The sequence below is a fragment of the Klugiella xanthotipulae genome, from assembly GCF_006716695.1.
GTDB classification, from domain to species: domain Bacteria; phylum Actinomycetota; class Actinomycetes; order Actinomycetales; family Microbacteriaceae; genus Klugiella; species Klugiella xanthotipulae.
The window spans coordinates 439,024-464,842 of the sequence record NZ_VFPN01000003.1 but is presented as its reverse complement, the minus strand read 5'-3'; the positions used below and the strand labels follow the sequence as shown (position 1 = coordinate 464,842).

Here is a 25,819-nt window from a genome sequence, read left to right as displayed (position 1 = left end):
CGGCTCGGGGACCAGCTAGGTGTCTAGCTCGTTGATTTGGCGGGCCAGGGTGGCCCCGTCTGGCCCGTACACCCAGGGCACGCCACTCACGCTCGTGTGTAGCTCAGCCGTACTTCGTCCACCGGCAAGGACGGCTTCGCCTGTGCTCAGCTGACGGATCGCTACGGCGGCGACGTTCTGGGGATGCTGGAGCGAGAACTCGTGGTAAAGTTCCTCATCGTGCTGCCCATCGTCGCCGATGAGTAGCCATCGCACGTCGGGAAATTCGACGGCTAGGCGGCGCAGCTCGCGCGCCTTGTGCTCTCGTCCGCTCCGAAACCATCGGTCAGGGGTCGGACCCCAGTCGGTGAGAAGCAGCGGCCCCATGGGGTAGAGATTGCGTGCAAGGAAACGCGTCAGCGTGGGGGCAACGTTCCACGCGCCTGTCGAGAGATAAATAATGGGCGAGCCGGGGTGCGCGGATACCTGACGGTCAATAAACACCGACATTCCAGGCGTCGGAACGCGCGCCTGCTCGTGGCGCACAAAGGAGTTCCACGCGGCCACAAACGGCTTGGGTAGGGCGGTGATCATTACCGTGTCATCAACGTCGGAGACCACCCCGAAGTGGGCCGAGGGGTCCACGACAAAGACAGGAGATTCGCTTGCCTCCGAGCCGTTTACTCGAAGACTGACGGTGTGCCATCCCGGTTGAAGGCCTTTCGTGGGGATGATCGCGTCGAGCACACCCCCGCGATCAGTCACGACTTCATCGTGCACAACTCCGTCAATTTCCACGGTAACCGTGATGAAGGGCACATGGACGCTCGTGAAGCTTCGCCAGCCCCGAACGCGCGCGGTTTGCTGTTCATCGGCCCGCGCCTCGGTTTTCATGGCGACCTCCGGCTTAAGATACAGAGCCCGGCCGAGCACTCGGATCCACTCGGGTCGGCCATAGCCGATATAAGGGATGATGCTCGGTAGACGACCCCGTTTGACGGCCCGCCGAGCCCGGCGTTCGTGCAGCCAATCATCGAGGCGCGCCACAGCAACCGGTCGCGCTGTCGCCGAGTCCTCGGGCTCGTTACTCGGGGTAGTCATCTGGAACAGTCTACGAGGTGGAGTCTGATTTGTGCGATTCTGCGCGTGACGGTTCAGCCGATTTCACTTTGGCCGCGAGGGGTGCCATCTCGCGAGTTTCGGCGGCGGCCGTCTTGTCATCAACCGGGTGCATCATGTGCCGATGCTCACGTACCTGGACGAGTCTCTTCGTTAGATAGACCACCAGGATAAATACGACAATTATTCCCACAAAAATGTATCCGGCACCGTGCAGAGTTGACGATAGCTGCTCGTAGCTTGCGGCTGCGGTGGCCCCCACCGAGACATAGGCGGTGGCCCACAGAATGCAGGCGGGTGCAGTCCAGGCGATAAAGCGGCGATAGGACATGGTGCTCATTCCGACGGTGAGGGGAACAACGGAGTGGAGAACGGGTAAGAAACGGGAAGCAAATACCGCAATTCCGCCGCGGCGTTCCAGGTAGAGTTCTGCCCGGGCCCAGGTTGACTCACCGATGCGGTGCCCGAGCCAGCTGTGGCGGATGCGTGGACCTAAGACTCGACCCAGTAGAAAACCGATGGATTCACCGCTGAGGGCACCCAGTACAAGGGCCACCAGCAATAGCCCAAACTCCCCGGGGGATTGGGTTCCGGTGCTCGCGATAATCGCGATTGTATCGCCCGGAACGATCAGGCCGATCAGTACCGAGGTTTCGAGCAGCATCGCGATTCCCGCAATGACGGACCTCAGCAGGGGCTCCATGTTCTGGATGTTGCCGAGGATAGTGTCGAGGAGTTCGTTCACGCCGGGGAGGCTCCTTAAAAAATATGAAAATATCTTGATGCCGTGCTATGCAACGCTAATGCAACTCAATTATCCTGTGAGATAACTGAAGACGCCTAAAATGGAGATTGCTGCGCAGCATCCGCCGGCAGAATCCCCAGGAGTAACCATCCTGCCCGATTCTTTATAGAGAGTTTACGCATCACACGAAAACTCGACTCTTTGGAGTAATCAATTGAACGTCGTTCTAGAATTAGACCCGCTCATACTGGCCAGATGGCAGTTTGGGCTGACCACGCTGTACCACTTCCTGTTTGTCCCGCTTACGCTGGGGATGGCCTTGCTGGTTGCCATCCTTCAGACGGCATGGGTGCGCACCGGCAAGATCAAGTACCTTCAGCTCACCAAGCTGTTTGGCAAGATCTTTTTAATCAACTTCGCAATGGGTGTTGTTACCGGCATCGTGCAGGAGTTCCAATTCGGCATGAACTGGTCCGACTACTCGCGGTTCGTGGGTGACATTTTTGGTGCGCCACTGGCTATCGAGGGATTGCTCGCCTTCTTCCTGGAGGCGACTTTCATTGGCCTCTGGATTTTCGGCTGGGACAAGCTGCCGAAGAAGGTCCACCTCCTCACGATTTGGCTGACCTCGATTGCCTCGATCATGTCGGCCTACTTCATCCTTGCGGCAAACGCCTTCATGCAGAATCCGGTCGGCTACAAGTTGAACCCTGAGCGGGGACGTGCCGAACTCACCGATATCGGTGCAGTTCTCACTAATCCCGTGGCCCTGGCTCAGTTCCCCCACACGATTTTTGCGTCCGTCATGTTTGCGGCGTGTGTTGTTGTGGCTGTTGCCGCCTGGCACCTGTCACGAAAGCAGCACGTTGACACCATGCGTACGGCGCTCCGCTTTGGCCTCTGGACCAACATCATCGGTTTTGTCGGTACCTTCTTCAGCGGCGACTCCCTGGGCCTTGTGATGACCCAGACGCAGCCCATGAAGATGGCAGCGGCCGAGGGCCTTTATCAGACGGCCACGGGGGCGGACGCGTCCTTCTCGCTGTTCAGTATCGGTACCCCCGATGGTGCACACGAGATCTTCTCGGTTCGCATCCCGTATCTGCTGTCGTTCCTGTCCACTCATACTTTCAACGGTACGGTTGAGGGCATCAATGACCTGCAAGCCGAGTACACGGCGCGCTACTGTGGCGAGGATTCGCTCCTCACCTGCCCCTCAGATGGCTCATTCACGCCCATTATTTGGGTAACCTACTGGGCCTTCCGCTGGATGATCGGTCTGGGTGTTCTTGCCGCACTCGTTTCCGTCGTGGGCCTCTGGCTTACGCGTAAGAACCGCAGCGTTCCGCAGTGGGCCTGGAAGGTTGCGGTCTGGAGCGCCCCGATTCCCTTGGTCGCTTCGCTTGTGGGCTGGATCTTCACCGAGATGGGCCGTCAGCCCTGGATCGTGTTTGGCCTGATGACGACGGAAAGTGGAGTTTCACCAGGGGTAACGGGCTTGGCAGTTCTGATATCCCTCGTGGTCTTCACTCTCGTCTACGGTGCCCTTGCGGTGGTTGAGTTCAAGCTCATCACCGCGGCTGCCAAGGCTGGCCCGCCCGCGATTGAGGAGCCTGAAGACGGCTCCGATGTTGACCACGCCGCTCTCACAACGGTCTACTAGAAGGAGATGAACTGATGGAACTGCAATACATTTGGTTCTTTATTGTCGGCTTTCTCCTGATCGGGTACTTCGTTCTGGATGGTTTCGACTTCGGCGTCGGGATGAGTATCCCCTTCCTCTCTAAGGACGACACTGATCGTCGTCAGATCATCAACACCATTGGACCGGTCTGGGACCTCAACGAAACCTGGCTGATCGTGGCCGGTGCGTGCCTCTTTGCGGCCTTCCCCGAGTGGTACGCCACGATGTTCAGCGGGTTCTACTTAGCTCTCCTTCTTATCCTGGTTGCGTTGATCCTGCGCGGCGTCTCGTTTGAGTACCGCCACCAGGGCAAGGGGGAGAAGTGGACAAAGTGGTTTGACTGGTTCATCGTGATTGGCTCGTTCCTGCCTCCGCTGCTGTGGGGAACGGCGTTTGCCAACCTCATCCAGGGCGTGCCGATGGAAACGATGGATAACGGAGGCTGGCTCTATACGGGAACGCTGTTTACCTTGCTCAACCCCTACGGCCTGCTGGGCGGGCTCACCGTGTTGCTACTGTGCTTCACCCACGGTGTCGTTTTTGTGGCGCTCAAGACGGATGGCGATGTTCGGGTTCGCGCTCGTGCCCTCGCCGTCAAGTCGGGCCTGATCACGATTCTGGCTGCCGCTGCTTTCTTGATATGGACGATTATCCAGCACCTCCAGTCGGACACCATCCTGCTCATCGTCGTGTTCTCCGCGCTGGCGGCTGTTGTGCTCATCGGGGCATGGCTTGCCAACTTCAAGGGTCGTGAAGGTGTGGCGTTTACGCTGCACGTGTTCACCTTTATCTTCGCGCTGGGGGCTATCTTCCTGGCTCTCTTCCCCAACGTGATGATTTCGAGTACCGACCCGGCATTCTCTATGAGTATTTCAGGTGCCTCTAGCTCGGCGATGACCCTGGAATTTATGACCTGGGTTGCGGTCTGTACTTTGCCCCTTGTTCTGGCTTACCAGGCATGGACATACTGGATCTTCCGTAAGAGAGTTAAGCGCACGGATATCGTGGCGGCTCCCGTTCACTAACGGTTATCCTGTCCACGCCACAACGACCGGTGGTAGCGTCAAGCTGCCACCGGTCGTTGCTTTTTATACATTTGGGAGAATAAGAGCCGTGAAGCCTTTTGATGCCAGACTCCTGCGCTACGCCCAATCTATTCGTGGGTTCTTGGTGCGCGGTGCCCTGCTGGGCCTGCTGCGGATCCTGTCGTTGGTGGGGGTGGCCTGGTATGCTTCCCAGGCAATCGTTGCTGTGGTTGAGGGCGACCTGGGCCGTTCCTTTGCCGTGTCGCTGTGTGGCCTGACCCTTTCGGTGTTTGTGCGCGCGGTAACAATCTGGCTGGTCGAGGCTAACTCGGCACGTGGGGCATCCGCCGTGAAGAGTGAGTTGCGACAGGCCTCGCTAGGGGCGATTGACCGGCTGGGGCCTTCCTGGTTATCTGGTCGGTCCTCCGCAACTATTACAACATCGGTAACTCAGGGTCTCGATGCACTTGACGAGTATTTCGCGAAGTACATTCCTCAGCTCATCTTGACGGTGTTGGCGACCCCGTTTCTCCTGATCCTGATATGGCGCAGTGATGCGCTGAGCGCGTTGATTATCATCGGTGTTTATCCCGTTATTCCGATTTTCATGGTGCTCATCGGCTGGGCGACTCAGAGCGTGCAGCGTAAACAGTGGGATGCTCTCAACACGCTCGCACGTAGCTTTCATGATGTAGTGGGAGGGCTCTCCACGCTTAAGATCTTCGGTCGTGCAGAACGCCAGAGTGCCCGAATTCAGCTTGTCACCGAGGACTATCGTGTTCGCACGATGAAGGTTCTCCGGGTCACCTTCCTGAGCGGGTTTGTGCTCGATCTAGCGGGCACCATCTCTGTCGCGTTTGTCGCGGTCGGTATCGGTGTGCGGCTGATTGAGGGCAGCATGCCTCTTGCGGTTGGGCTTTTTGTTTTACTGCTCACCCCCGAGGTTTTCGTTCCGATCCGTCAGGTGGGTGCAAGCTTTCACGCGGCGGCTGAGGGGCTCACCGCGGTCGAGGACGTGTTTGACATTCTTGACGAAGATCGTGCCCGCTCTGCATCGTTGACCCCAGGCGCAGTAGAGACCACCGCCAGTGAGATCCTCGGCGTGTCGGCGGCGCTGGAGCTTCGCTCCGTTAGCATCCGCTATGACACTCTCATCGCTGTGAACGAGGTGAGTCTCACGCTTGCTCCCGGCCTGGTCACTGCCCTGGTTGGTCCGAGCGGGGCGGGCAAGTCGAGTCTCCTGGGTGCCATCACGGGTCTTGTTCCGCACGGGGGTCGGGTGTGCGTGGCCGGTCAAGATGTTACGACCCAGCCACCCGGTCAGCGCGGCTGGTTATCCTGGGTCGGGCAGCGGCCGGGACTTGTCGCTGGTACCGTCGCGAGCAACGTTTCTCTGGGCAGCACGGATGCTGATAGTGCCCATGTGCGCGAGGCTGTCGCCGCCGCACTCACGGCAGCCGCCGGATCGGATATTGACCCGCTGTTGGAGCTGGGGCCTGCGGGCGAAGGATTATCTGGTGGCCAGGCTCAGCGGGTGTCGATTGCACGGGCGCTTTTTCGGCTTCGTGAGAAGGGGGCTTCAGTACTGATCCTGGACGAACCAACATCCGCCTTAGACTCTGTCACTGAGGGGGCCGTGCTTGACACGTTGCGCAAGGTGGCCGATAGCGGCATTGCGGTGCTCGTGGTGAGTCATCGTCACGCCGTGGCCGCACGGGCCGACACGATTTTAAGGATTGGTGACAATGTCAGCCTCAGCTAGTGTGCCCAGCTCTGATCACGGATCCGACACCAGCCGCAGGCCAGCGGCTGCGGATGTCGCGGGCATCCTGTCGTCTGCCCTACCCCCGCGCAAACGATTTGCTCCCGGTCTCATCTTGGCCGCGCTGGGTGATTTTTCTGCGGTAGTTCTTCTCGGTCTCAGTATGTGGCTCATTGTTCGTGCAGCTGAACAGCCGCCTATTCTCTACCTCAATTTTGCCGTTGTGGGGGTCAGGGCCTGCGCGATCGGGCGGGCGGCTTTCCGCTACGGCGACCGCCTGGCGAGTCACGACGCGGCCTTCCGCCAGTTATCTACTCTGCGTGTATCGTTCTACGAGCGTCTTCTGCCCATTGCCCCGGCTGGCCTACGCGCAACGAGTCGCGGTGATCTTCTCAGTCGCGTCGTACGCGATGTGGATGAGCTCCAAAACTACCCACTTCGGGTTGTGCAACCCGTGATCTCGTCGGGTATTGTCCTGGTATTGAGCGTCGTCACCGTTGGAATTATCTCGTTTCCCGCGGCCCTCGTTTTCACGGTGTGCCTGATTCTGGCAAGTATGGCGTCCGTGTGGGCTAACCGGGCTATTTCAGCAGCCTCCGAACGTCGAATTTCGGCACTTCGCGGCCGGTTAGCGGACGCTATCCTTGACGTTCTGGCTTCCCTTGACGTTCTCACCCTTTTTGGTGCACTTGAGCAACGTCTCGGTCTCGTGCAGAGGGCGGATGACGATCTCAGGCGGGCGGAGCGTCGCCGCGCCATCGGCTCTGGCGTCGCTGCGGCTGTTGTCTCGTTACTCGCCGGTGCAGCTACGGTTCTTACCCTCGTACTTACGGCAGGCTCCGTGAGTTCTGGCGCACTCGGGGCACCTCTCTTCGGGGCTATCGTGATGGTTCCCGCTGCCGTATTTGAGGTTTTCGCCGCCGTCCCTATTGCTCTGGCGGCCCGACGGCAGGTTGTGGCAAGCGCATATCGACTCTCGACTGCCGTTCCGGATGAGCTGCCGAGTGGTATTCCTGCGGATAGCGCGGATGGGGATGTTTCGGAGGTGGACGAGGTGAACCTTCTTGTCGAATTAGCGGGGCTATCCGCCCATCATCCCGGCAGCACTGAGTATGCGCTCAGGGAGGTGAACCTGAGGGTGGCCCCGGGGGATCGGCTGCTGATTGAGGGGGCGAGCGGGGCCGGTAAGACAACTTTGGCCCAGGTGCTCGTGAGATTTATCGACTACGAGGGTTCCTATCAGATTCGCGGAGTCGAGGCCCGAAAGCTGAGCCACGCGGCTGTTCGCGGAGTCGTTGGGCTGTGTGAGCAGTCTCCATATCTTTTCGATTCCGACATTCGGCAGAACCTCAAGTTTGCGGCTGAAGATGCGACGGATGACCGCCTGATGGAGGTCCTGACGCGCGTCGGTTTGGGGGAGTGGGTTGCTGATCGCGGTGGATTATCGGCACGTGTGGGCGAGAGTGGTGCCTTGGTGTCCGGCGGTCAAGCCCAACGGATTGCTTTAGCTCGTGCCCTTCTGGCCGGGTTCCCCGTCATCGTTTTTGACGAGCCAACGGCCAACGTTGACCCGGATCAAGCGGATGCCCTTATCGCCGATATTCTCGCTCTCGCTGAGGGCGGGGACCGCGCGGTCATTATCATCTCGCATACTCCCGTACCTCGGGACGCTGTCTCAGCTACACTGCGGCTTGCCGCGGGTCGGGTGACGGCCTCGACAGGTTAGTCCGTCAGGGGCTGCGGGGCTAGGTATACGCGTTCGCGGTAGAGCAGCCCCGCGTCGTCCTCGCCCTGATACCCGCCGACAACTTTTGCAACAATACACGCGGCACCGTGAACAACGTTTCGTTGGATAATTGTACCGATGAGAACAGCGGTCACATCGTTGAGAATCGGCAGGTTGAATTCGCCGCGATGCCAGTGGTCACCGACAAAACGGTTTGCACGAGGGCCAGCCATTCGAGCGGCCAGTGCGCGGTTACGCACACCCAGCATGTGAACGGCCACGTGGTTCGTCTCGGTGAGTGCCTCCCACGAGCTTGAGGATGTGGCGAGGTTAAAGGTCAGCATCGGTGGTTGTGCTGAGAGCGAGGCGAGCGAGGTTGCGGTGAAGCCGGTTGGCCTGCCCGTGATATCCGCGGCGGTGACGATAGCGACGCCAGCGGAGTGCCGTTGAAATGCTTGGCGGAATGCGGTCTGACTTCGCTCATCAGTAACCGTGGCGGGCAATTGAGTATTCATCACAGGTGGCAACCTGAGCTTGGGGAATTCTATTCCCTCTTTTCTTCTTTGTCAGGACAGTGCAACTAGACTGGGCAGGTCATGATTCAGACTTTAGATCTTCGCGGTAGCCACCTCACTCGTGCCGAGCTTCTCGCTCGTGTTCCCCGTGCACAGGTTGATATTGGCGCGGCCGTATCACGTGTTGAGCCCCTTATCGCGGATGTTCGAGAGCGGGGGAGCGTCGCGCTCGTTGATCAGGCCGAACGGTTTGACGGGGTCCGGCCTAGCCATGTGCGTATTCCGCCTGAACGAATTCAAGATGCCCTCACCAACTTGCCGCCGGAGGTCAAGCGAGCCTTGCTTGAATCTATCAACAGGGTGCAGCAAGCCACGGCAGCTCAGGTCCCGCCGGAGCGGGTCACTACGTTGGCCACTGGTGCCACGGTGACTCAACGCTGGAGTCCGGTTTCACGCGTGGGCCTGTATGTACCCGGAGGTAAGGCCGTGTATCCGTCGAGCGTGGTGATGAATGTTGTTGCCGCTCAGGTTGCCGGTGTCGAGCACATTGCGCTTGCTTCGCCTGCTCAGCGTGAGTTTTCTGGCGAAGTCCACCCCACCATTTTGGCGGCTGCAGCCCTTCTTGGCATCACGGAGGTCTACGCGATGGGTGGGGCCGGGGCCATCGCCGCGCTCGCTTACGGAGTAGCCGATATCGAACTGGAGCCGGTGGATGTCATCACCGGTCCGGGGAATGTTTTCGTTGCGGCCGCTAAGCGCGTTGTCAATGGTGTGGTGGGCATTGATGCGGAGGCTGGAACGACCGAGATCGTGATCATCGCGGATGCTACAGCCGTGCCTGATTTTGTCGCTAGCGACCTGATCAGCCAGGCGGAACACGATGAGGCCGCTGCTTCGGTCCTTATTACTGACTCGCCCGACCTGGCAGAGGCTGTTCGGGCTTCTCTCCAACGGCTTGTACCGGTAACCGGTAACCGCGACCGTGTGGTGGCTGCGCTGGGTGGACCACAATCAGCCATTATTCTTGTGGATGATAGCGACATGGCCGTCGCTGTCAGCAACGCGTACGGTCCGGAGCACCTTGAGTTGCATACCGCACACAACGCCACCCTGGTCTCGCAGATACGCAACGCCGGTGCTATTTTTGTGGGTCCGTATTCCCCCGTGAGCCTTGGCGACTATATCGCTGGGTCAAATCACGTTTTGCCCACCGGGGGGAGTGCTCGTTACACCTCTGGTCTCGGGGCGTATGCGTTTCTCCGTGCCCAACAAATTGTGGAATATTCCGCGGATGCTCTGCGAGATGTTCAGCTGCCTGTGGTCGCCCTTGCGGAGGCAGAACAGCTTCCCGGCCACGGCGACGCCGTCACTATCCGTTTCAGCTAGCTCAGGACGACCCTCATGCACTGTCCCTTTTGTAGACATCCCGATTCGCGTGTCATTGACTCCCGGACCGCCGATGACGGCACAGCAATTCGCCGCCGTCGGCAGTGTCCGGAGTGTAACCGTCGGTTTAGTACGACGGAAACGGCCAGTCTCACCGTCATTAAACGCAGCGGGGTCGTGGAACCGTTTAGTCGAGAAAAAGTTGTTACCGGCGTACGGAAGGCCTGCCAGGGACGTCCCGTGACCGATACTGATCTGGCTCTGCTGGCGCAAAAGGTTGAGGAGACGATCCGGTCCACGGGGGCTTCCCAGATTCAGGCCAACGACATTGGGCTCTCCATTCTGCCGCCGCTGCGTGATCTTGACGAGGTCGCCTTTATGCGGTTCGCAAGTGTTTACCAGGCCTTTGAATCGCTGGAAGACTTTGAGGTCGCTATCAAGGGGCTGCGTGACGTTCGTCAGGATGACGCCAAAGTGGGCGAGAGCGCACCTCGTCCGGGTCGGAGCTAGGCGTGGGAGTGTATGACCTTCTCTTTCGTGCGGTCCTGAGCAAGATGGACCCAGAACGAGCCCACCACCTTGCGTTCGACGCAATCAGGGCAATGCCGATGCTTGGTATCGGCCGCATTGTCCATCGGTTCACCCGCTCGCGCACCGATATCAGCGTCTCGACCATGGGATTAACCTTCCCGACACCGTTTGGTATTGCCGCCGGTTTTGATAAGGACGGAAAGGCTATCCGTGGCTTGGGTCAGCTGGGATTTGGCCACGTGGAGGTGGGCACGCTGACGCCGCTTGCCCAACCGGGTAATGACAAGCCCCGGCTGTTTCGTTTGGTTGCTGATCGCGCGATCATTAACCGGATGGGATTCAACAACGAAGGGGTCACAGATTCCCGCCCCCGGTTTGCGCGGGAATCTGCGCGCCGTATTCGCCCCGTTATCGGTGCCAATATCGGTAAGAACAGAGCGACATCAGTTGAAGACGCTATCCACGATTACCGGCTCAGCGCGCAACAGCTGGTCGGAGTCTCGGACTATCTTGTTGTGAACGTGAGCTCTCCAAACACCCCCGGCCTACGCGGTTTGCAGGAGGCCGAACAGCTTCGACCGCTGTTAGCAGCTGTTCAGGCTGTTTCACAGGGGAAACCGCTTCTCGTCAAGATTGCCCCTGATCTGGTCGATGAGGACATCCTAGATATCTGTGCCCTTGTTCGTGAGTTGGGCCTCGCCGGAATCATCGCCACGAACACCACGATTGAGCGTTCGGGCCTCCGCACGAATCCTGCGACGGTTTCGGCTGCTGGTGCCGGGGGTCTCTCTGGTCGGCCCCTTGCCGTCCGTTCGCTTGAAGTCCTTGCTCTGATTCGTACGGTGCTCCCCATGGAGACGTGTGTCATCTCGGTGGGTGGCGTAACGACCGCCCAGGACGTTGCAGATCGTCTGAGTGCTGGGGCGACCCTTGTTCAGGGCTACACCGCTTTCCTTTATGTTGGTCCGATGTGGGCACGTCGTATAAACAGGGGATTGGATCACCTCCTGAAACCCTGATCGACTCGTGATCGTGTGAGAGAGGGGCCGGGCACACAGTGTGCCCGGCCCCTCTCTCACATAATTGCTAATAATTTAGCTGGGGAACTGGCGTCGCTTCACCTGAGGCTTAGGCAGACGGAGGACACGCAGCTGCAAGATGCGCATGGCTGCGTACCAGCGATAGCCAGGTTGCACACTGTTCTCTCCAAACTTGCTGGCCAACTTTTTCTTGAGAATAAAGCCCACGACTATCGTGTCGATAATAGCCAGAATCAGAAATCCCCAGATTGCGAGGACGCTATACACCTGAAACTCCGGAATGGGCACAAACGTCATGACCAGAACAAGACCCATAAGCGGAATCATGAACTCACCGATGCTGGTCCGTGCGTCAACATAGTCACGGACCCATCGTCGCTGGGGGCCCTTGTCGCGTGCGGTGAGAAATTTTTCATCGCCAGCTGCCATGCCGAGTCGAGCACGCTCCCGCTGTTCGGCGACCTTAGCCCTGCTGGCCCGGTTGGCTTCTTTACGGTCGCTGACGACGAGGGGACGTGCCCGTGCGGCCTGCTGCTGCTTACGACTGGGGGTGGGATGCCCTTTCCCGGCTACCTGGTTAGTGGAGACCGAACCCTCCTGAACCGCTGAGCCATCCTGTGAAGTTTTATTGCGTGCCACCATCGAGTCCTCGTGTTGTGGGCGAAATTCCGTACAGAGACAAGAGTACCTCCTGAACGTGGGGAATATTCTCATACTTTCCCGGGTTGTAAGAGATAGAATCCCTACCTAACGGCTGGTGTGGATGCCGCGCGTAATCCCAGAGCCACCGGAAACCTTGAAGGAGCCACAATGACTGAGACTGCTACCGCGACTGTCGCGGAACACGGAGTTGGACTAACCGACGCCGCTGCACACAAGGTGCGCAGTCTCCTTGAGCAAGAGGGGCGGGATGACCTCCGCCTACGCATTGCAGTTCAGCCCGGCGGATGCTCTGGCCTGATCTACCAGCTCTACTTCGATGAGCGTTACCTCGATAACGATGCTGTTGTTGATTTTGACGGTGTTGAGGTCATCGTTGACAAGATGAGCGTGCCATACCTGGCTGGTGCAACCATCGATTTTGAGGACACGATAGAAAAACAGGGATTCAGTATCGACAACCCAAATGCGGCGGGAAGTTGCGCCTGCGGGGATAGTTTCAGCTAACTAGATTCCGTTTCGTGGCCGTTGTTGTCACGAGCGCCGCATCTCACAGGGTAGGCTTAGGACGACTAGTCATAGACTAGTTGAACAGAGTGTCTTACGTCTGAAAGGTCTGCGGTGCGATCCAATCGTCGTCTGAAATGGGTGGCAGCCCCGTTAGCAGTGATGCTAACTGTGGTGCTTGCTGGCTGTACCGAACAACAACTTCAGGGCTGGTTACCTGGAGATGGTCCCGATACAACGAACCACACAAGCGGAATCATTGGTCTATGGGTTAACTCATGGATCGTTCTTCTCGGTGTCGGTGCGATTACCTGGGGCCTCACTATTTGGGCAGTGATCGTTTATCGGCGACGGAAGGGCCAGACTGGTCTGCCCGTGCAGTTGCGATACAACATGCCCATTGAGACTTTCTTCACGGTTGTTCCGCTGATTCTGGTGCTTGGCTTCTTTGCCTTTACCGCGCAGGAGCAGGCAAAGATTGAAACCCGTGCGGATGATCCTGATGTCACCATTGAGGTAAATGGTAAGCGTTGGGCCTGGGACTTCAACTACCTGGATGAGAACGTTCATTTCCAGGGTGTGCAGGTAGCCCCGGATAAAAACTCCGACGTCCAGGGTGCGATTGATGAATCAACGTACCCGGTTCTCTATCTGCCTGTGGGCAGAGAGGTTGAACTTCAGCTTAAGTCGCGTGATGTCATCCACTCTTTCTGGGTGATTGAGTTCCTCTACAAGAAGGATATGATCCCCGGCAAGACTACCTACATGACTTTTGTGCCCGAGCGAATTGGCGAGTACGAAGGCAAGTGTGCCGAGCTCTGTGGCGAGTATCACTCGCTGATGCTCTTCAAAGTCAAGGTCGTCTCGCAGGCGGACTACGACGCGTATATTCAGAGCCTGCGCGATGCGGGTAACGAGGGCATCGTTGGTGACGAATATGACACCAACACGAACCTGCCCGGCACTAAGGTGCCCGCCGGCGAGAGTGACGAGGAGAAGTAGTGAAAAAAGGAAACGTCCTCGTCAGTTGGCTTACGTCAACTGACCACAAAGTGATTGGGTACATGTACCTGATTAGCTCCTTCGTCTGGTTTCTGATCGGTGGCCTAATGGCCCTCATCATCCGTGCTCAGCTATTTGCTCCCGGCCTTGAGATTGTGGCGACAAAGGATCAATACAATCAACTGTTCACAATGCACGGCACGATCATGCTTCTTATGTTTGCAACCCCGTTGTTTGCGGGATTTGCGAACGTTCTCATGCCTCTGCAGATCGGTGCGCCGGATGTGGCCTTCCCCCGGTTGAACGCACTGGCTTTCTGGATGTTCAGCTTTGGTTCACTGATCGCAGTGGCCGGGTTTTTTACTCCCCAGGGGGCTGCTTCATTCGGGTGGTTTGCCTACGCTCCTCTTTCTAATACGACGTTCTCGCCGGGTGTTGGTGGAAACTTGTGGGTTCTGGGATTGGGCCTTAGCGGATTCGGAACGATCCTCGGTGGTGTCAACTTCATCACCACGATCGTAACGATGCGGGCACCGGGTATGACGATGTGGCGTATGTCGATATTCACCTGGAACACCCTCATCACATCAATTTTGATTCTGATGGCTTTCCCCGTGCTTGCTGCAGCGATGTTTGGCCTTGCAGCTGATCGCATCTTCGGAGCCCACATCTATGATCCAGCTGCAGGAGGGCCAATCCTTTGGCAACACCTCTTCTGGTTCTTTGGTCACCCCGAGGTCTACATCATTGCTCTTCCATTTTTCGGAATCGTCTCCGAGATATTCCCTGTCTTCAGCCGTAAGCCAATTTTCGGATACAAGACGCTTGTTTACGCGACGATTGCTATTGCCGCCCTGTCCATCACCGTATGGGCCCACCACATGTATGTGACTGGATCCGTTCTGTTGCCGTTCTTCTCCCTGATGACCATGCTTATCGCTGTGCCAACGGGTGTAAAGATCTTCAACTGGATCGGCACGATGTGGCGAGGGTCAATCACATTTGAGAATCCCATTCTCTGGGCTCTAGGTTTCCTCGTATCCTTTGTCTTCGGCGGATTGACCGGTGTGATTCTGGCATCCCCGCCCCTCGACTTCCATATATCCGACACGTATTTTGTGGTTGCGCACTTCCACTACGTTATTTTCGGAACCGTTGTGTTTGCCATGTTCGCCGGGTTCTTCTTCTGGTGGCCGAAGTGGACTGGAAAGATGCTCAATGAGCGTCTGGGCAAGATTCAGTTCTGGATTCTGTTTGTGGGCTTCCACATGACTTTCTTGATCCAGCACTGGTTGGGAGTTATGGGAATGCCCCGGAGGTACGCCAGCTATCTGCCTGAGGATGGTTTCACCTGGATGAATGAACTGTCAACTTACGGCTCGATTCTTTTGGCTGTCTCCATCATCCCGTTCCTGCTCAACGTGTACATTACGCACCGGAGCGCTCCGCTGGTAACTGTTGATGACCCCTGGGGGTACGGGCGTTCACTCGAGTGGGCTACATCCTGCCCGCCGCCGCGTCATAACTTCACCTCTATACCTCGTATCCGTAGTGAATCTCCGGCTTTCGATCTCAATCACCCTGAAGTCAGTGGGGTAAAGCAGCCTGAGCCTGCGGTTCCCGTGGGTGAGCTGGTCAACGGGAAAGGTAAGTAAATCTCATGAAGTCTAACGTCGTAATTTTTTACCTCCTTACAGCCTTCTTTCTGATAATGGGTTGCATTTATATTGGATGGACAATTGCTGCTACGGGACAGCTTGAGTGGGCCGGTGCCCTGACGATTGTACTTTCTGGTGCGCTAACTGGGTTTGTCGGTTTCTATTTTGATCGGGTAAATCGGGCGCAGGGGGGCATTATGCCCGCCGACCGCGTTGACGCCGATATTGACGATGGAGACCCGGAGATTGGTCAGTTCAGCCCCTGGAGCTGGTGGCCCATGTTTATGGCCGCTTGCCTTGGTGTTGTCATTGTTGGGGCGTGTGTCGGATTCTGGATTGCCTTCTTTGGACTGCCCCTTCTATTGATTGCAATTGTGGGTTGGGTTTATGAGTACTATCGTGGAAACTTTGCGCGCTAGGGTATGACAACAATTCGACGCGGAGTAGCAGAGGATTCCCATTCGGTTTTCCTTTTGGCGCGCCAGTTCCAGACGGGACGCGTCCCTATTAATATTGATGATTTTCAGATCGCTTATGAAAACGTTTTGCGTCATCGTGATCAGGAGACAAACGTTTTGTTTGTTGTTGAAAACGACATGAGTGTTGTTGTTGGTTACTCATTGATGTCCGTGTCTCGTCTACTCCACGCTTCCGGCTTAACAGCTTTCTTGCAGGAGATTGTTGTTGATGCTGAGGAACGCGGGTCTGGACTGGGTTCTTCTTTGGTTGATGCTAATGAGTCCTATTGCGTTAGCCGTGGTGTTCGTCAGCTGAGCATGGCAACTTCACGGGCAGGGGAGTTTTATCACCGCCTCGGATACCATGCTGTTGGCGAATATTTTAAAAAAGTATTGGAACTTGGTTAACTAGTTTCGTGAGGTGTGGGTCACGCAGTTCTCTGTGTGGCCCACACTTTTTAAGCGGCGCTTCATAGTTGTGGGTGTCAGGGCGGAGCCGTGGAGGTGTTCGAGTTGGCTATTGATGCCAAGCGGGTGCTTGGCTGATCGACGTATGAGCTGCTGTTGGGCTTTCTGCAGTAGGATTGGTCGTTTTCTACTCTGCTTCTGCTGGCTGTTCGTAAGCGAACTGGACTTTGTTCGGTCGGCTGTAATCGAGCGCTGAGTGACGCCGCCGAGCGTTATGGACCTGCCGACGACTTTCTTCGAGTAGCAGTCGATGGCCGTGGCTAAGCAAATGAAGCCCCGCAAGCATGTCCTCAAGCACGTAATACGACCATCCCAGACCTGGTTCAACGCCCCGGTGTCCCTAATCTCTACACGATCAGTGATCGAGAGAACCCGACGTGACGCAAGAACCCCATTCCGCCCGACCCCACACAACACAGGGTGCGCTACCACGCTATGACACCAAGCCGGATCAACAGCGAAAAATCTCAGGGCAGAGCCTATGATCAGCTTTGTTGTAGAGGGGTGACGATGCGCATAGGGCTGTGCGCCGTCATGGCGGCGGCCGTCATGACGGCGTGAGAGCGAACATAATCGGGTTCCAGTAACCCTGAGTCGTCACGACAACCGGGAACGGCTGCATCGGCCGAATAGTCTGCTCGCTGACTGAGTAGTCTCGGTGTATGGATCAACAGCCTCAAGATCGGACCATATGGCAGAAGTGCTGGAGTTGGTTGTACACCGGGCACACCGGTTCCGGCGGGTACTTCACGTATCTGTCCATGAAGCGGGAACATATCTGGGGAGCCCCGGTTCGAGTATGGCGCATGCTCATGAGACGCCGCACTTCCCATCCAGTGCCACTGCTGTACGTTGTGGTCGGTGGCATCGGGTTGCTTATCGGAATCGCCGGGCAGAAGACGTTAAAGATGCGATGGTGGAGTGCGCCCCTCATACTGCTCGTCACTGCATGGACATACTTCTTTTCATCGATCTGGTGGCGATCTGTACAGCACCCGACAAGTTTACGCACAGATCTCCTCGCCGCAATCGCCCCCAAGCGGGGTGCACGCAGGCGGCTACGAGAGTCGTGTGAGCGGTTCCTTGCTTCACCTCTCCCGATCTTCGGCATTGACGGGGAGGAAGCCCCCGAACTGTCAGGAATGAGCATGGAGGGTGAAAAAGTTACGCACTTCTCAATCCTGTACCCAGATAGGGGGATGGTTGCGATTCTTGGCCCTGATACAGAAAGCGCGGAAGTTGAGGAACACCTGCGCGGAGAGCTGATCTCGCTGCGCGTGAATGAACTTGCTGACCAAGCTCCTCATGCTAATGACCCAGGCGACTGTTGTGAGCGCGTGATCTCGGAGACCGTGAACCTCGACTGGTCAGACACCGTGCTCACTATCGGCAGCGATCAAGTGCCTGGGTTCTCAACCTCGTTCTCCGGCCATGTCGTAGCATTTGCCCAAGCAAAATCATGCTGGGTCGCAATCATCGCACGGCCAGAGGAGTCGCTGCCACAGCTTCGAGAACTCAGCGAGGCCGAACGTGAAACGCTGGCGTCCAGAATCGGCATCGATGAGCAGCAATGACTCGTGTAGGGAGCCCATGTGTCGTTGGCGAGCTTGAAAAGCTCGCCCTCTCACAACAACTGAGCAGCACCAGGGCAACGACGCCAGCGGCGATAACTACGACTGGTTGTGGGGAAGCGGTGGAGGCTCCAGATCCATGTGCTTATTGACCTGGACAAACCCGAGCTGGGGGGGGGAGAGAAGCGGTTGACCCGTGGCGGGCTCACCGACCTCGAAGATGCACACCGTGAACGCGCCGCAATCTTCCCAGGCGCGAGCCCAGAAGCTCTCGCGCTCAGGTTGAACGACAACAACCCCAAGAGCGGAGGGCCAGTATCCGTCGGGCGGTGAAGACGAAGGATTGGAAGACCACGAAAATAGGCAATGCCCGTGTGATCGATGTGGACGCCTGTACCGCTGAAAGGGCCCGGCTTCTACACGGTTGCCCGCACCAAAGCCGACGCGTATGTGTTCGGTGGCGATGAGAGGAGCATCCGTCCGCCGGATACAATGACGAGCTGGTGGGATCGCTGCATGGAGTTGATCACCTAAGCCCACTCGACGCTGCCCAGCATCACGATTAGGGGGCTCCGTCACACGCACGCCACGCTCCTGCTGGTACTTAAGCGAGCATCCCGCGGTGGCGCAGGGACGCTCCTCCACCACCACGATGAACATTTACCATCGTGTCACTCCGCGGATACAGAAATCCGCAGCAGGCCGCTTCCCCCAGCATCTCGAGACCGCTTAGCGGTATCAGTCAAAAGGAGTGGATGGGATTCTCGTTTAGCCGCGTGATTCCGCGCTGAAACAGGGATCGGTATGGTCCGTGATGCTTAGGTGTGGACCTTCCCCAAATACGACGAAGCGCATGGTATACGGCAGTTCTCTTGTGAAGAATGGCCGACACCGATCAGGAACTCAACGCTGGCGGTGCCCATCATGCGGGGCATCCAGCGTGATACGCCGCCCAGACGTGACCCGCCGAGAGCAACTGCGACAGTTCGTGACTTGACTAGTCGGCAAGCACACCCAGGCCGGGACCGACGGAACCGGGAGCGGGCGAACCTTCCGACGCCAGACCGCATGGTGTTGGGATATCGAACCGCGACTCGCTCCCATCGACCATGATCCATCACGCGGTCCTGGTCGATGGGATCTGGATCTCTGGGTGGTGCTTGTTGATCACGCTCAGCGCGTGTTGGCCAGAGACGAAACACCAACGGTGTCTCTTCCACTTGCAAACGCGTGTGTCCAGGCATCTGACGATGAACCCCCGTACTGATGCGGGGAAAGCGTTACGGACGAAGGGCTCTGGCTACGCACAGGATGGGCAGGACGCGGGTGACACACCCGAACCATCCACTCTTTTTGGCCTATAACCCCCCATATATCTCAGCATGAACGAAAATGACCTCTAACCCGGTTATTTAAATCCCAGGTTAGAGGTCATTTTTATTCGTGCGCGAGGGGGGACTTGAACCCCCACGCCCTAATACGGGCACTAGCACCTCAAGCTAGCGCGTCTGCCTATTCCGCCACCCGCGCATGTTGTGACCGTTTTACCGGCCAGAGAAAACACTAGCATGAACTTTTGGGTCGTGTTGACCAGTTTTTGACGAATGAGCGACATTACGAGGAAAATCTCTTCGGAACGTGGTTAGGGCTGAGCAGTCGATACCCTGGGTTACATGGCTAACCACACTGATCCTGAGCTTGCATCCGTTTCTGCCACCGCACGCATTGCACAGGAGCTGATTCGATTTGACACCAGTAACTACGGCGGCGGAAAGTCCAACGGAGAGACTGAGGCGGCCGAGTATGTCGCCGAGCACCTACGTCGAATTGGCCTTGAGCCCGAACTTATTGATTCCGAACCGGGTCGCACGAGCGTCGTAGCCCGCGTACCAGGCCGCCACCCGGAACGCGATGCGCTCGTTGTGCACGGCCACCTCGACGTTGTACCCGCGGACGCCCAAAACTGGTCAGTTGATCCCTTCGCCGGCACCATCAAAGACGGTCTCCTCTGGGGCCGTGGTGCAGTTGACATGAAAAATATGGATGCCATGATTCTGACCAGTCTGGAAGAAATTCTGGCTACTGGTCAGCCTGCTCGTGACCTGGTCATCGCCTTCTTTGCAGACGAGGAAAACGGCGGCGTCTTCGGCTCGCACTACCTTGTTGATACCCGCCCTGACCTCTTCTCTGGTGCCACCGAAGCTGTCAGTGAGGTGGGTGGATACTCCATCACAGTTGCCGGGAAGCGTGCCTATCTCCTCCAGACGGGAGAAAAAGCCCTGTTATGGATCAAGCTCACGGCGCGTGGTGTAGCTGCTCACGGATCGCGTGTCGTTCGTGAGAACGCTGTCACCCGACTTGCTGAGGGCGTCGCGGCACTCGGCCGTCACGAGTGGCCCGTGCACCTCACCGATACCACGCGCCATCTGGTGCGTGAACTCGCGAGCATCCTTGGCGTGGATCCGCAGCAGGTCAGCCCAGACGAGATTGTTCTGGCCACGGGAAAGGCATCCGGATTCATCCATGCCTCACTACGAACGACCACAAATCCGACGGTATTAACCGCAGGCTACAAGCACAATGTCATTCCCGACAGCGCAGAGGCGCTTGTGGACGTTCGCGCATTCGCTGGCGACGAGGAAGCCGTGCTGAGGCAGATTCAGGAGCTTGTGGGCCCGGATATCGAGATCAGCATCCTCCATAAAGACGTTGGCCTAGAGACACCCTATAGCGGCCCTTTTGTGGACAGGATCACCGAGACTATCGAGCGCCACGATCCCGGCGCACAGGTGCTACCCTACCTACTCGCAGCTGGCACAGATAACAAAGCGCTCAGTAAATTGGGAATCACAGGCTACGGGTTTGTGCCTCTGCAACTGCCGACCGAGCTTGATTTCCCGGGGATGTTCCACGGGGTCGATGAACGAGTTCCCCTCACCTCGCTTGACTTTGGCCATCGTGTGCTCACAGACCTCCTTTCAACGTACTAATCTGGGGTGCTGGGCCGCCTATCGGCCAGGAATAGGAATACGATGGGTTTTATTGAGGCGATTATCCTTGGCTTCGTCCAGGGGTTGACGGAGTTCTTACCGATTTCATCGAGTGCACATTTGCGCATTGTGGGCGAGTTCCTCCCCTCCGGTACCGACCCGGGCGCAGCATTCACCGCCATCACGCAGCTGGGTACCGAGGCCGCAGTTGTCGTTTTTTTCTGGAAAGATATTACGCGCATCATCAGCCGCTGGTTCCAGGCTCTTGTCGGGAAGCTTCCACGCACGGACCCTGATGTCCTCATGGGGTGGTGGATTATTCTCGGCAGCCTCCCACTCGTTGTTCTGGGCGTCCTCTTTCAGGAGGCTATCGAGACTACTCTGCGTTCACTGTGGATCGTGGCATTCACTCTCATCGGGTTTGGGCTTCTTCTTGGCTGGGCTGACTACCTCGGGACGAAGCGCAAGACTCTCGACGATCTCAACGCAAAGAATGGCATTATCTACGGTTTTGCTCAGGCTCTCGCTCTTATCCCGGGGGTCTCCCGCTCGGGTGGTACTATCACGGCTGGGCTGCTCATGGGATATGATCGCCCCTCTGCAGCACGCTATTCGTTTCTGCTTGCTATCCCCGCCGTCATCGGCAGCGGCTTCTTCCAACTCGTTAAGAGCATGGATGGCAGTAGCCCGATCGGCCCGATCGAGACCGGTGCCGCGACACTCGTAGCTTTTGGAGTTGGCTTCGGTATCATCGCTTTCCTGATGAGCTACATCTCCAAACGGAGCTTCATGCCGTTTGTGATTTACCGGATCCTGTTGGGTGGCGTCCTCATCGGGTTGCTCTCGACCGGCCTTATTAGCGCTTAGGACCTCTCATGAAATCGTGGACCGCACCCCCCGTGCCTTCTCTCCCCGGCAGAGGAGTTATCCCTCGTCTGTTCGACACCTCTAGTCAAACTCTGGTAGAGGCAACACCAACAGACGGCATCGCCTCGGTATATGTCTGCGGAATCACGCCCTATGACGCCACCCACATCGGTCACGCGGCAACCTACCTCACATATGATCTGCTCCAGCGAGTATGGCGAGATGCGGGGGTCGAAACCCGTTACGCTCAAAATATTACTGATGTGGATGACCCGCTCTTAGAGCGTGCGACCGCGACCGGTGCGGACTGGCGCGATCTGGCAGCGGAGCAGATCAGCCTCTTCCGCACAGATATGGCAGCGCTCGGTGTCATCCCTCCCGAATACTTTATCGGAGTGACCGAAAGCATCAACCGGATTGCTCTCGGCGTAGCCGACCTCCTGTCGGCGGGCCTGGCCTATCGCGTTCCTACTCATGGATCCGAGGGGGATATATATTTTGATACCGATGCGGCGGGCCGCAAAACCCCCTGGCAGGTGGGCAGCACCACACCGTATGAATTCGTACAGCTCGCTGAATTCAGTCGTGAACGTGGGGGAGATCCTGATCGTGCAGGGAAGCGGAACCCGCTTGACCCTCTACTCTGGAGGACACAACGCGACAATGAACCGTCATGGGAGAGCCCCGTTGGTGCGGGGCGACCCGGTTGGCACATTGAGTGCACCGTCATCGCCGTTGACGCCCTGGGTAGCAACATCACGGTTCAAGGCGGGGGATCCGACCTCATCTTTCCGCACCATGACTTTAGCGCGGGGCATGCGATTGCCCTCCATCACAAGCCACTAGCCAGGATTTTTAACCACGCTGGTCTCGTCGCCTACGAGGGTGAAAAGATGAGCAAATCTCGGGGAAACCTCGTCTTTGTCTCGGCGCTAAGATCGGCGGGAATTGACCCGGCGATCATACGGCTGGCCATCGCCGCCCACCACTACCGCACGGCCTGGGAATGGACCGATGCGACTCTGACGTCGGCAGCCGATCGTTGGGCAACGTGGCGTGCAAGCTTCGTGGACCAGCCCTCACCACAGAAAGAGGGAGCGATGAGCTCTCTCGAGGTCCTAGCCCAGGTGCGCAAGGCTCTTGCACACGACCTGAATACCCCCGTTGCTCTCGCTACTATCGATCAAGCTGCTCACACCGGAGTGGACGACCCTGCGCTCCTTGAAGCAGCAATTCTCTCACTTCTCGGCATTTCTCTGGTGCCCGCTGCTGCCGCGACTCGTCTCGCCGTGAGCGCTGAATCAGCTGTATAGTCCAACGGATAGCGAACGAACCTCCGCATCAAGCCCGAGATGATGACTAGACTCGGTCGTTGTGAATACTCTCCTTCCTGCCGCCGTCCTGTGGGACATGGACGGCACACTCGTCGATACCGAACCGCTGTGGTATCGGGCCGAGGATCGACTTGCCGAACTGCATAACACCGGCATCAGCCCGGAGGTTCGCGCTCAACTCACCGGGATGGGCCTCTGGGAGGCCGCGCGCCTTATTCAGAGTTGTGGTGTTGAACTCGACGAAGACGGTATTGTGGAGTTTTTGACGGCCGAGGTCGCACGCCTCATAAAACCCGATAATATGCCGTGGCGTCCGGGAGCGTTGGAGCTTCTTAGCCAGCTGAATGAGGTGGGCATCCCCACCGCCCTCGTCACCATGTCTACTCGATCGCTCACCAACCGAATTCTGGAGTTCCTGCCCTTTAATAACGGGTTTAGTCTTGTTGTGAGCGGTGATGAGGTGCCTCACCCGAAACCCCATCCGGCCCCATATCAGATAGCTGCCCAGCAACTGGGTGTCGAGATTGAGCACTGTGTGATTTTTGAGGACTCAATAACCGGATTACGCTCAGCGTTTTTATCGGGTGGAGTTGCGATTGGCATCCCACATCTCATGGCACTCGACGCCACCGACCATCACGCCCTCTGGGAGACGCTTGTCGGCCGAACGATTACCGATATCTTCTACGAATTTTCCGTCGCACGACGCGACACCACTAACCAGGAGGTCACCGCGTGACAACGTCCCGCCCTGAACACATCGATACCCCGCGTACGTTCAGTGGCCCCTTCCGCGAGGGAGATAGAGTGCAGCTCACCGGGCCCAAAAATCGGCGAAACACAGTCACACTTGGCTCCGGTAAAGAGTTTCACAGCCACCGAGGCGTTATCAAGCACGACGATATCATCGGCCTCCCCGACGGCTCGGTTGTGGCCAACAGCGCTGGGGAGGAATATCTCGCTCTGCGGCCGCTCCTCACTGATTTCGCGATGTCCATGCCCCGCGGTGCGGCCATCATCTATCCGAAGGACTCAGCACAAATCATCACTCAGGCTGATATTTTTCCCGGTGCAACTGTGATCGAGGCGGGTGTTGGGTCAGGGGCGCTCTCTCTCTGGCTTTTGCGGGCGATCGGCCCCAGCGGTAGACTTGCGTCTTTCGAGCGCCGCGACGAGTTCGCCGATATTGCCCGTGAAAACATTGCCACGTTTCTGGGTTACGATCCTGATAACTGGTCCGTCACGGTGGGTGACCTTCAGGACGAACTTCACGCCACGTTCACGGATGGTTCAGTTGACCGCGTAGTACTTGACATGTTGGCACCCTGGGAATGCGTTGACGAGACGGCTCGTGTGCTGAAACCGGGCGGAGTTATCCTCTGCTACGTCGCAACGGCAACCCAGCTGTCCCGCGTCGCCGAGGGGCTAAGAGCGAGCGGTAAATTTACCAATCCAGACTCCTCCGAAACAATGGTTCGGGGGTGGCATGTTGAAGGTCTCGCTGTCCGTCCGGATCATCGGATGATCGCTCACACAGGATTCCTCATCACCGCTCGACGCCTGGCACCGGACACTATCCTGCCTGAGCTCAAACGTCGCCCGTCCAAGTCCGACTTCTCCGAGGAAGATGTTGAAGCTTGGACTCCCGGAGCACTCGGCGTCCGCGATAAAAGCGTGAAAAGCCTGCGCAAGCAATTACGCCAGGCTCAGGCGGGTGCCCAGCAGTCGCGCGCACTCCGTAACCGCGACAATGACGATAGCTTGCCCACCGTCCATTAGACTTTTTCCTGAGCGTAATGCCCACTCCGTCCCTTATGAAACGAGTTTTAGTGCGTCCCGTAGCCGTTTTTACAGTTGCTGCCCTGATCGTTACCCTGACCGGCTGTACCACATCCGGTGTGGTGACAAACGCGGATTGCGATGTGGCGGCGCAACCGGGCAATCTCTCCAATAGTGTTTCTGTTTCCGCCGAGGCTGGTACGGTGCCACAGGCGACATTCCCGCTGCCGCTGCGCTCAACCGAAATTGAGCGCACGGTCCTCACGAAGGGAACGGGGGACACCGTAGAGACTGGCGACCTTGTGCTGTTTGACTACTCAATGTACGAGGGAACAACAGGCGAAAAGCTGGGAACCTCTTTCCAGGAGGGGGGTACTCCGGCAACTCAGCTCCTGACGGAAAGTGCCGGGATGGCACTGTATTCCGGGCTGAGTTGCCAAACGATTGGATCACGACTCGTCCTCACCGCACCGGTTGCTCAGATTCTGGGCGATGAGGCGGCGGCGCAATTCCTGCCGACACTCGGCAAGAACGCCACAATCGTTGTTGTGTTGGACATCGTTGACCGTGTCCTCGGGCGCGCCGCAGGTTCACCGCGTGACTTGCCCAATGGTTTTCCGGTTGTAACAAACACGCCGGATGGCCGTCCCGGTGTGACCGTGCCCAGCGTTAAGGCCCCAGATACGCTTCTTTCTGCCACCCGGATCCAGAGTACGCTTCCCGAAGATGAGCAGGAAGTAGTGGCCTCCGATAGCGCTCTCATCCTCCAGGTGCTTGCCATCTCTTGGGACAATCGAACGGTGATTTCTTCTACCTGGGAGGATGGCACCCCCGGTAATTTCGCTTCTGGAACGGAACTTCCCTACATCGACGGGCTGACCGGCAAGAAGGCTGGAGACCAGGTCGTTGTCGTTACCCCCGGGCCGAATTCAATGATTTATGTGGTGGATATCCTCGGGGCGTACCCCGCCCAAGGCTAGTTCCGGCGCAGCACTGATTGACCACTCTAGAAT

General features: G+C 57.5%; 24 protein-coding genes and 1 tRNA gene. 20 read left to right on the top strand and 5 right to left on the bottom strand.

What is annotated here, in order from left to right; translation table 11 throughout:
* Nucleotides 1–15: 15 nt before the first annotated feature.
* Together FB466_RS11580 and FB466_RS11575 are read right to left on the bottom strand one after the other, a co-directional pair.
* The gene (locus FB466_RS11580; RefSeq protein WP_141918540.1) at nucleotides 16–1,080 is read right to left on the bottom strand and encodes an App1 family protein phosphatidate phosphatase; all 1,065 of its coding nucleotides are present in this window, start codon (nucleotides 1,078–1,080) and stop codon (nucleotides 16–18) included.
* Nucleotides 1,081–1,090: 10 nt separating this feature from the next.
* The gene (locus tag FB466_RS11575; protein WP_141918539.1) at nucleotides 1,091–1,843 is read right to left on the bottom strand and encodes a DedA family protein; all 753 of its coding nucleotides are present in this window, start codon (nucleotides 1,841–1,843) and stop codon (nucleotides 1,091–1,093) included.
* 214 nt (nucleotides 1,844–2,057) lie between these two features.
* Between FB466_RS11575 and FB466_RS11570 the strand changes: the two genes are divergently transcribed.
* The 4 genes from FB466_RS11570 to cydC all read left to right on the top strand — a co-directional run bounded on the left by FB466_RS11570 (nucleotide 2,058) and on the right by cydC (nucleotide 8,040).
* Nucleotides 2,058–3,506, top strand: coding sequence for a cytochrome ubiquinol oxidase subunit I (locus FB466_RS11570; protein ID WP_141918538.1), 1,449 nt, complete (start codon nucleotides 2,058–2,060; stop codon nucleotides 3,504–3,506).
* A gap of 14 nt (nucleotides 3,507–3,520) precedes the next feature.
* Nucleotides 3,521–4,552, top strand: coding sequence for a cytochrome d ubiquinol oxidase subunit II (gene cydB, locus FB466_RS11565; protein ID WP_141918537.1), 1,032 nt, complete (start codon nucleotides 3,521–3,523; stop codon nucleotides 4,550–4,552).
* Nucleotides 4,553–4,640: 88 nt separating this feature from the next.
* The gene (gene cydD / locus FB466_RS11560; RefSeq protein WP_141918536.1) at nucleotides 4,641–6,314 is read left to right on the top strand and encodes a thiol reductant ABC exporter subunit CydD; all 1,674 of its coding nucleotides are present in this window, start codon (nucleotides 4,641–4,643) and stop codon (nucleotides 6,312–6,314) included.
* Nucleotides 6,298–8,040 (top strand): thiol reductant ABC exporter subunit CydC, encoded by a 1,743-nt coding sequence (cydC, locus tag FB466_RS11555; protein WP_141918535.1) that lies wholly within the window; start codon nucleotides 6,298–6,300, stop codon nucleotides 8,038–8,040. The genes cydD and cydC overlap by 17 nt, the downstream gene beginning before the upstream one ends.
* On the opposite strand, the gene FB466_RS11550 is transcribed toward cydC, so the two are convergent.
* On the bottom strand, nucleotides 8,037–8,555 hold the full coding sequence (locus tag FB466_RS11550; protein WP_141918534.1) for a flavin reductase family protein: 519 nt from the start codon (nucleotides 8,553–8,555) through the stop codon (nucleotides 8,037–8,039). The two genes, cydC and FB466_RS11550, sit on opposite strands and share 4 nt — an antisense overlap.
* 81 nt (nucleotides 8,556–8,636) lie before the next feature.
* On the opposite strand from FB466_RS11550, the gene hisD reads away from it, so the two are divergent.
* Genes hisD through FB466_RS11535 form a run of 3 tightly spaced genes read left to right on the top strand, consistent with a single transcriptional unit; the run spans nucleotide 8,637 to nucleotide 11,491 of the window.
* Nucleotides 8,637–9,941: a histidinol dehydrogenase gene (gene hisD, locus FB466_RS11545; protein WP_141918533.1), complete on the top strand. Its 1,305-nt coding sequence runs from the start codon at nucleotides 8,637–8,639 to the stop codon at nucleotides 9,939–9,941.
* A gap of 15 nt (nucleotides 9,942–9,956) precedes the next feature.
* The gene (nrdR, locus tag FB466_RS11540; protein ID WP_141918532.1) at nucleotides 9,957–10,451 is read left to right on the top strand and encodes a transcriptional regulator NrdR; all 495 of its coding nucleotides are present in this window, start codon (nucleotides 9,957–9,959) and stop codon (nucleotides 10,449–10,451) included.
* Between the two features lie 8 nt (nucleotides 10,452–10,459).
* Entirely contained in the window at nucleotides 10,460–11,491 is a 1,032-nt protein-coding gene (locus FB466_RS11535; RefSeq protein WP_141918531.1) for a quinone-dependent dihydroorotate dehydrogenase, read from the top strand.
* Between the two features lie 75 nt (nucleotides 11,492–11,566).
* On the opposite strand, the gene FB466_RS11530 is transcribed toward FB466_RS11535, so the two are convergent.
* Nucleotides 11,567–12,154, bottom strand: a complete 588-nt coding sequence (locus FB466_RS11530) for a DUF3043 domain-containing protein (RefSeq protein WP_141918530.1) — start codon at nucleotides 12,152–12,154, stop codon at nucleotides 11,567–11,569.
* A gap of 168 nt (nucleotides 12,155–12,322) precedes the next feature.
* Here FB466_RS11530 and erpA point away from each other — a divergent pair, with 168 nt between their 5' ends.
* The 7 genes from erpA to FB466_RS14010 all read left to right on the top strand — a co-directional run bounded on the left by erpA (nucleotide 12,323) and on the right by FB466_RS14010 (nucleotide 18,833).
* A complete protein-coding gene (erpA, locus tag FB466_RS11525) occupies nucleotides 12,323–12,679 on the top strand; it encodes an iron-sulfur cluster insertion protein ErpA (protein WP_141918529.1) in 357 nt (118 codons plus the stop codon).
* Nucleotides 12,680–12,793: 114 nt separating this feature from the next.
* On the top strand, nucleotides 12,794–13,681 hold the full coding sequence (ctaC, locus tag FB466_RS11520; protein WP_246054647.1) for an aa3-type cytochrome oxidase subunit II: 888 nt from the start codon (nucleotides 12,794–12,796) through the stop codon (nucleotides 13,679–13,681).
* Nucleotides 13,681–15,336, top strand: coding sequence for an aa3-type cytochrome oxidase subunit I (gene ctaD / locus FB466_RS11515; RefSeq protein WP_211344817.1), 1,656 nt, complete (start codon nucleotides 13,681–13,683; stop codon nucleotides 15,334–15,336). The genes ctaC and ctaD overlap by 1 nt, the downstream gene beginning before the upstream one ends.
* 5 nt (nucleotides 15,337–15,341) lie before the next feature.
* A complete protein-coding gene (locus tag FB466_RS11510; protein WP_141918528.1) occupies nucleotides 15,342–15,758 on the top strand; it encodes a cytochrome c oxidase subunit 4 in 417 nt (138 codons plus the stop codon).
* Between the two features lie 3 nt (nucleotides 15,759–15,761).
* The gene (locus tag FB466_RS11505) at nucleotides 15,762–16,205 is read left to right on the top strand and encodes a GNAT family N-acetyltransferase (RefSeq protein WP_141918527.1); all 444 of its coding nucleotides are present in this window, start codon (nucleotides 15,762–15,764) and stop codon (nucleotides 16,203–16,205) included.
* A gap of 1,208 nt (nucleotides 16,206–17,413) precedes the next feature.
* Nucleotides 17,414–17,839, top strand: a complete 426-nt coding sequence (locus FB466_RS13650) for a hypothetical protein (RefSeq protein ID WP_211344816.1) — start codon at nucleotides 17,414–17,416, stop codon at nucleotides 17,837–17,839.
* An 811-nt stretch (nucleotides 17,840–18,650) separates the two neighbouring features.
* Nucleotides 18,651–18,833, top strand: coding sequence for an IS1/IS1595 family N-terminal zinc-binding domain-containing protein (locus FB466_RS14010; protein WP_425460910.1), 183 nt, complete (start codon nucleotides 18,651–18,653; stop codon nucleotides 18,831–18,833).
* Between the two features lie 447 nt (nucleotides 18,834–19,280).
* On the opposite strand, the gene FB466_RS11495 is transcribed toward FB466_RS14010, so the two are convergent.
* Nucleotides 19,281–19,366, bottom strand: a tRNA-Leu gene (locus FB466_RS11495).
* Nucleotides 19,367–19,509: 143 nt separating this feature from the next.
* Here FB466_RS11495 and FB466_RS11490 point away from each other — a divergent pair.
* From FB466_RS11490 to FB466_RS11465, 6 genes are all read left to right on the top strand, one after another.
* Nucleotides 19,510–20,826: a M20/M25/M40 family metallo-hydrolase gene (locus tag FB466_RS11490; RefSeq protein WP_141918525.1), complete on the top strand. Its 1,317-nt coding sequence runs from the start codon at nucleotides 19,510–19,512 to the stop codon at nucleotides 20,824–20,826.
* A 42-nt stretch (nucleotides 20,827–20,868) separates the two neighbouring features.
* On the top strand, nucleotides 20,869–21,693 hold the full coding sequence (locus FB466_RS11485) for an undecaprenyl-diphosphate phosphatase (protein WP_141918524.1): 825 nt from the start codon (nucleotides 20,869–20,871) through the stop codon (nucleotides 21,691–21,693).
* An 8-nt stretch (nucleotides 21,694–21,701) separates the two neighbouring features.
* Nucleotides 21,702–23,006, top strand: coding sequence for a cysteine--1-D-myo-inosityl 2-amino-2-deoxy-alpha-D-glucopyranoside ligase (mshC, locus tag FB466_RS11480; protein WP_141918523.1), 1,305 nt, complete (start codon nucleotides 21,702–21,704; stop codon nucleotides 23,004–23,006).
* Between the two features lie 61 nt (nucleotides 23,007–23,067).
* Entirely contained in the window at nucleotides 23,068–23,766 is a 699-nt protein-coding gene (locus tag FB466_RS11475) for an HAD family hydrolase (RefSeq protein ID WP_246054645.1), read from the top strand.
* Nucleotides 23,763–24,806, top strand: coding sequence for a tRNA (adenine-N1)-methyltransferase (locus FB466_RS11470; RefSeq protein WP_246054644.1), 1,044 nt, complete (start codon nucleotides 23,763–23,765; stop codon nucleotides 24,804–24,806). The genes FB466_RS11475 and FB466_RS11470 overlap by 4 nt, the downstream gene beginning before the upstream one ends.
* A gap of 50 nt (nucleotides 24,807–24,856) precedes the next feature.
* The gene (locus FB466_RS11465; protein ID WP_141918522.1) at nucleotides 24,857–25,786 is read left to right on the top strand and encodes an FKBP-type peptidyl-prolyl cis-trans isomerase; all 930 of its coding nucleotides are present in this window, start codon (nucleotides 24,857–24,859) and stop codon (nucleotides 25,784–25,786) included.
* The last annotated feature ends 33 nt before the right edge of the window (nucleotides 25,787–25,819 follow it).